Annotated in this window: 4 protein-coding genes; 1 reads left to right on the top strand and 3 read right to left on the bottom strand. The window is 75.1% G+C overall.

From position 1 onward, the window contains the following. Positions 1-43 precede the first annotated feature (43 nt). The gene (locus tag NT8_RS29000; protein WP_084469318.1) at positions 44-1123 is read right to left on the bottom strand and encodes a neutral zinc metallopeptidase; all 1080 of its coding nucleotides are present in this window, start codon (positions 1121-1123) and stop codon (positions 44-46) included. A gap of 631 nt (positions 1124-1754) precedes the next feature. After that, positions 1755-2441 (bottom strand): TetR/AcrR family transcriptional regulator, encoded by a 687-nt coding sequence (locus tag NT8_RS26895; protein ID WP_067975575.1) that lies wholly within the window; start codon positions 2439-2441, stop codon positions 1755-1757. Positions 2442-2678: 237 nt separating this feature from the next. Between NT8_RS26895 and NT8_RS26890 the strand changes: the two genes are divergently transcribed. Then, complete coding sequence (locus NT8_RS26890; protein WP_067975572.1) at positions 2679-4898, top strand: MMPL family transporter; 2220 nt, start codon at positions 2679-2681, stop codon at positions 4896-4898. 34 nt (positions 4899-4932) lie between these two features. Here NT8_RS26890 and NT8_RS26885 read toward each other — a convergent pair whose 3' ends face one another. Then, complete coding sequence (locus tag NT8_RS26885) at positions 4933-5493, bottom strand: hypothetical protein (protein ID WP_067975569.1); 561 nt, start codon at positions 5491-5493, stop codon at positions 4933-4935. Between the last annotated feature and the right edge of the window lie 124 nt (positions 5494-5617).

The raw sequence follows: 5617 nt of genomic DNA, 5'->3' as shown, positions 1-5617 counted from the left end.
CCGACCGGCGGTGGCCGGTGGCCACCGCCGGTCGGCGGGGAGGTCAGCGGACCTCGGTGTCCGGGGCGGCGTAGGTGTTGCACGCCTCGATGGTGTCCAGGGTGGCGCCCTGGTCGAACCAGTACTGGCGGTTGGTGGCGGAGCCGTGCGTGGGCAGGTCGCTGCCGCCGTTCAGCCACTCGTTGACCCGGTCGATCTCGGCGTCACCGAAGTCGCCCAGGCTGCTCATCGCGATGCCGCCCATGCACTCGGCCTGCAGTTCGGTCCGGCGCAGCGCCTCCAGCTCCTCGCTCTGCGAGGCGGCCCCGCGCTCCATCTCGTAGGAGGCGTCGAGGATGCCGGTGGCCTGCTGCACGTGGTGCCCGTACTCGTGGCCGAGGAGGGCCGCCCACACGGCCTCCTGGTCGGCGTCGGGGATGTCGCGCGCCATCAGGGTGACGTTGGGCAGCACGACCGTGACCGCCAGCCGGTCGCCCTCGTAGTAGGCGAGGGTCATGCCCTCCTCCGGGGACCCCTGGTCGGGGTTCTCCTCGGTGACGTGGAACGTCGGGGCCTCGGTGCGCAGCCCCAGCTCCTCCAGCCGGGGCTGCCACATCTCGTTGAGGCAGCCGCCGATCTGCTCGCTGAAGCCCTCCCAGGACGACGCCGACTGGGGGTCGAGGTCGGGCAGCTCGCAGTCGACGCGCTCGGGCACGGCGAGGTCGTAGACCGGGTGGCCGGCGACGTCCACCTCGATCGGATGCGGGCGCTCGCTCAGCTCCCGGCTGTAGTACGGCGCGGGGTCGGCGGTGTCGGTCCCGCCGGGGGTGGGGGACGGCGCGTTGGCGACCAGCGCCACGCACACCAGCAGCGCCGCGAACGCGGCGAGGGAGGAGCCGCCGACCGCGGCCCACACGGCGGTGCCCCCGTGGCGCCGAGGCGGCGGAGGAGGCCAGTACGTGCCGTACGGCGAGCCGGGGTAGGGGGAGGCGCCCGCGGGCGGCCACGGGGCGGCCTGCGGGGACGGGGCGGCGGGGTGGCCGGCCGCGCCGAACGGGGGAGCACCGGCGGGGCCGGGGCGGGCCGGGCCCGGGTGGGCGCCGCCGGGGTACCCCTGCCGTCCGGGTGCCGGGAACCCGCTCATGGTCGACGTGGTGTCGGGGGAGGACTGCGCCCGCTGCTCGGCGGGTGGCGGTCCGGCGGGGTGTGCTCCCGTCGGCGGTCCACCGGCCGTCCGCGCGGTGTCGGGGTGGCCGGGGGGCGGCGGGTGCCCGGGACCGGGCGTGGCCGCTGGTCCGGTGCCCGGACGGCCGGGCCCGGCCGCGGCGGGGTCGGCGTGCGGAGGGCCCTGAGGGGGGCCGCTCGGGGCGGGGTGCGCGGGACGATCCGGTCCGGGCGGTGCGGGGCGCGCGTCGGCGGGGGGCACCGGACCGTCGGGCACGGCCGGTCCGCCGGGGGGAGGCGGGGAGGTCCGGCCGGGGCCGAGCGTCCCTTCGCCGCCAGAGGAGGGGTCCACGAATCGGTCCTTGTCAATAGCTGCCACGGAGCAAGCGGGATGATCAACCCTATTCGGGCATGGCGTACAGCGGGTAGTGCGGAGGGTACCCGGTACGCGGCCGGACCCGGCCGCCCGGTCGGCGAACGGCCTTCCGCCGTGACGGGTGGGTCCCGTGCGGGGCGGGTGGCGGTGGCCCGCCGGGATGGCGGGTGGTGGTGCGGCCGGTCCGGGGGCGGCGGGTGCGGATGCCCGGAGTAGGATCGGGGAGGGCGGCGGGTTATGGGACGCGGTAGGGAACGCCGACCGCGGCGAGGATGCCGCGTAGTTCGGCCTCGAACAGCGCGTCGACGTCGTCCCCGATGAACCCGAGGTGGTGGAACACCTCCATGCACACCACCCCGTACAGGCGCACCCAGCACGAGGTGAGCAGGTGCAGGGCGCCCAAGGGCGGCGCGGTGGAGAAGCCGGTGTGCTCGGCGAACGCCGTGAGCTGCCGGCACAGGACCGGGGTGAGCGCGTCGTCGTCAGGCACCGCGAAGCGCTCCTCGGCCAGCAGCCGGTCGAACAGGGTGAAGAAGACCGCGGCGAACTCCTGACCGGCCGCCACGGCGGGCCCCTCGGGGGTGCCGTGGTGCGGGCCGGGGGGACCGAACAGCAGGGCGAACTCGGCCCGGTTGGCGAGCGCCCACCGCCGGAACGCGCGCAGCGCGGCGTGGATGCGCCCGTCCACGTCATCGGGCGGCAGTGACGCGTCGGCCGCGCGCACGGCGTCGGCCAGCTCGGTGAAGTAGTCGGCCTGCATCGCCAGCATGAGCTCGTCGTGGCTGCCGAAGTACCGGTAGAGCCCCGGCGCGGTCATCCCCATCTCGCGGGCGATCGCGCGCAGGGAGACCCCCGGCGGACCGTGCGCCACCAGGTGGCGGCGCGCGATCTCCTTGATCTCCAGGAGGGTGGCCTCGCGCACGCGCTCCCGCCGCGTCGGGTGCGTGGTCCCCGCGGTTGCCGCGTCGGCCTGCACTGGTGCCGCCTCTCGTGTCGCCACTCTGGCCTCGGTCGTCCTCATCGCCGCCCGGAACGCCCCGGAGTGGCGTCGGTCACATCGAGGGAGTGTTCATCGCAAACTTCCGTGAACGCCGTAAGCTTGCGCCATTCACGGACATTTCCCATGTCTTCACGTTAACAGCATGTCGAGGGGCGGATCATGTTCGCTGCGCTGGGCAGGTTCGGTCACCGCTGCCGCGTCGGGGTGCTCGCGGCCACCGCCGTCTTCATCGCCTTCGCCGCGGTGTGGGGCACCGGGGTGTTCGACGCGGTGAGCGACGGCGGCTTCGAGGACCCCGGCGCGGAGTCGACCCGGGCCGCCGAGGTCATCGCCGACGGGCTCGGCCACGACGAGGTCGACGTCGTCGCCGTCTACCGCAGCGAGGAGCTGCGGATCGACGACCAGATGTTCGCCTTCTCCATCCGGCAGATGCGCGACGACCTCCCCGAGGACCGCGTCGCCGAGGTCACCACCTACCTCGACGAGGGCCTGGGCGACGTCGAGCGCGGCATGCTGGTCTCGGAGGACCGGCACGCCACCTACGTCCCCATCACCCTGGCGGGCGACACCGACGCCGAGCGCATGGCGAACTTCGAGGCCATCGCCGACGACCTCGACGCCGGCCAGCTCGACACCCGCATCGGCGGACCCGTCGGCGTCGAACACGAACTGTCGGCCCAGGCCGAGTCCGACGTCGTCCGCGCCGAACTGGTCTCGCTGCCCCTCCTGCTGGTCCTGCTCGTGGTCATCTTCGGCGGCGCGGTGGCCGCGCTGATGCCGCTGTCGGTCGGCGGCCTGGCCGTCCTCGGCTCGCTCACCCTGCTGCACGCCCTCACCTACGTCACCGAGGTGTCGGTGTTCGCCGTCAACGTCGCCACCATCCTGGGCCTGGGGCTGGCGATCGACTACGGCCTGTTCATGGTCAGCCGGTTCCGCGAGGAGCTGGACGGCGGCACCGCCCTCGCCGACGCCCTGCCGCGCACCCTCGCCACCGCCGGGCGCACCGTCGCGTTCTCCGGGGTGACGGTGATGATCGCCTTCGCCGGGCTGCTGTTCTTCCCGCACCCCGTCCTGCGCTCCATCGGCTTCGGCGGCATCGCGGTCGTCCTGTTCGACGTGCTCGCCGCCCTGGTGGTGCTGCCCGCCCTGCTCGCCGTGACCGGCCGGCGCATCGACGCGCTCCGGCTGACCCGGCGCCGCGCCCCCCGCTCGGTCACCGGCGCGGTCGCCGCAAAGGCGGGCGGCTGGGCCCGGCTCGCCCACGGCGTCATGCGCCGCCCCGTTCTCAACGTGCTCGCGGTCGGCGCGGTGCTGGCCTCGTTCGCGTCGGCGCTGGCGTTCACCGACGTCGGCGCCACCGACCAGCGCTACCTGCCGACCGACGCGGGCAGCCGCCTGGCCACCGAGGCGCTGCGCGACGACTTCCCGGCGGGCGGCGTCGACCGGATCGACGTCGCCGTCGTGGGCGACGTCGCACAGCGCGACCTGGACGCCTACGCCGAGCGCCTCGCCGGACTCGACGGCGCCATCGGCGCCGAGGTGGCGCGCAGCGGCGACGGCCTGGCCCACGTCAGCGTCGCCTACGAGGGCGAGATCGACGCCGCCCCCACGCGGGAGCTGGTCCGCGACGTGCGCGCCGAGCCCGGCCCCGACGCCTCCGGCGGCGGCACCGCCGAGGTGCTCGTCGGCGGCACCGCCGCCCAGCAGATCGACAGCGGCGACGCGATCGTGGCCGCCGTCCCCGCCACCCTGGCCTTCGTCGTCTGCGTGACCCTGGTGCTGCTGTTCCTCGCCTTCGGCTCGCTGGTGCTGCCGGTCAAGGCGGTGCTGATGGGGTTCCTGTCGCTGGGGGCGTCGCTGGGCGCGGTCGTGTGGGGCTTCCAGGAGGGCCACCTCGGCGGGGTGCTCGGGTTCGAGGCGGTCGGCACGATCGACCCCACCTACCTGGTGCTCATCATCATCGTGGCGTTCGGCCTGGCGATGGACTACGAGCTGTTCCTGCTCAGCCGGGTACGCGAGGAGTACCTGCGCACCGGCGCGAACGCCCATTCCGTCGCCGTCGGCCTCCAGCGCACCGGCGGGATCATCACCAGCGCGGCGCTGCTGCTCGTGGTGGTCCTGGGGGCCATGGGGTCGTCGACCCTGCTCCTGCTCAAGATCATCGGGGTGGGCCTGGCCGTGGCCGTCGTGGTCGACGCGACCCTGGTGCGGGCCCTGCTGGTGCCGGCCACCATGCGGCTGCTGGGCGGGGTCAACTGGTGGCTGCCCGGTCCGCTGCGCCGGCTGCACGACCGCGTCGGGATCTCCGAAGGCGGTGACGAGCCGCCGGCCGCCGCCGAGGACCGCGCCGCCGACCGCCCCGCGGTCCCGGTGGGCTGACCCCGCGGGCCGGGCCGCGGCGGGCCCGGCCGGCTCAGACGCGCCGGCCGCCGGGCACCCGCCGGTCGTCGAAGGGCAGGCCCGGCCGGTGCCGCCGCGCCTCGGCGACGATCTCCTCGACGCCGTGGTCCCAGGTGGTGTGCACCCGCACCGCGTGCTGCGGGTGCCAGGGGACCGGCGGCCGGTAGGGCTCGCTCTCCTCGTCGCGGGCGACGAAGACGAGGTAGGTGAGGTGCGCGGCGCCGCCGCGGTACCGCACGACCTGGGTGCAGGCGCGCACCAGCGCGATGTCGGACCACGGCAGCCGGACGTCGTCGCTCGCGGAGCGCGGCCACGGCGCCACGACGCACACGCCGGTGGAGTCGAGGACGAGGACCGGGCGGCGCGACAGCACCCGCGACGCGGCCAGCAGGCCGCCCCCGCCGAACACGACGACCGCGATGATCCCCATGCCGGTGTCGAACGCGCCGCCGCGCACGATGAGGGCGACGCCGGTACCCGTGAACACCAGGCACGCGACGGTCAGCCACACACCGTTCCAGGTGAACCGGAACCGGTCGGCGACCTTGAACGGGGCTTCCCCGGAGTCCGCCATACCCCCAGCATAGGCCGGTGCGGGCCGCCGTGCCGGGAGAACGCGGCCGGGCGCGGCGGCGCGTCGCGCGACCGCTTCCGCGGACGGGGCCGCCCGCCTCCGGGGTGCGCCGGAGGCGGGCGGG

Origin of the sequence: Nocardiopsis trehalosi NBRC 14201 (genome assembly GCF_001552555.1) — a bacterium.
Taxonomy (GTDB): Bacteria; Actinomycetota; Actinomycetes; order Streptosporangiales; family Streptosporangiaceae; genus Nocardiopsis_B; species Nocardiopsis_B trehalosi.
The sequence above is the reverse complement of the archived record's forward strand: the minus strand, read 5'-3'. Positions and strand labels throughout refer to the sequence as shown.

Coding starts and splice junctions, on each gene's coding strand:
- NT8_RS26885 (WP_067975569.1), bottom strand. CDS start 5,493: ATGGCGGACTCCGGGGAAGCCCCGTTCAAGGTCGCCGACCGGTTCCGG.
- NT8_RS26890 (WP_067975572.1), top strand. CDS start 2,679: ATGTTCGCTGCGCTGGGCAGGTTCGGTCACCGCTGCCGCGTCGGGGTG.
- NT8_RS29000 (WP_084469318.1), bottom strand. CDS start 1,123: ATGAGCGGGTTCCCGGCACCCGGACGGCAGGGGTACCCCGGCGGCGCC.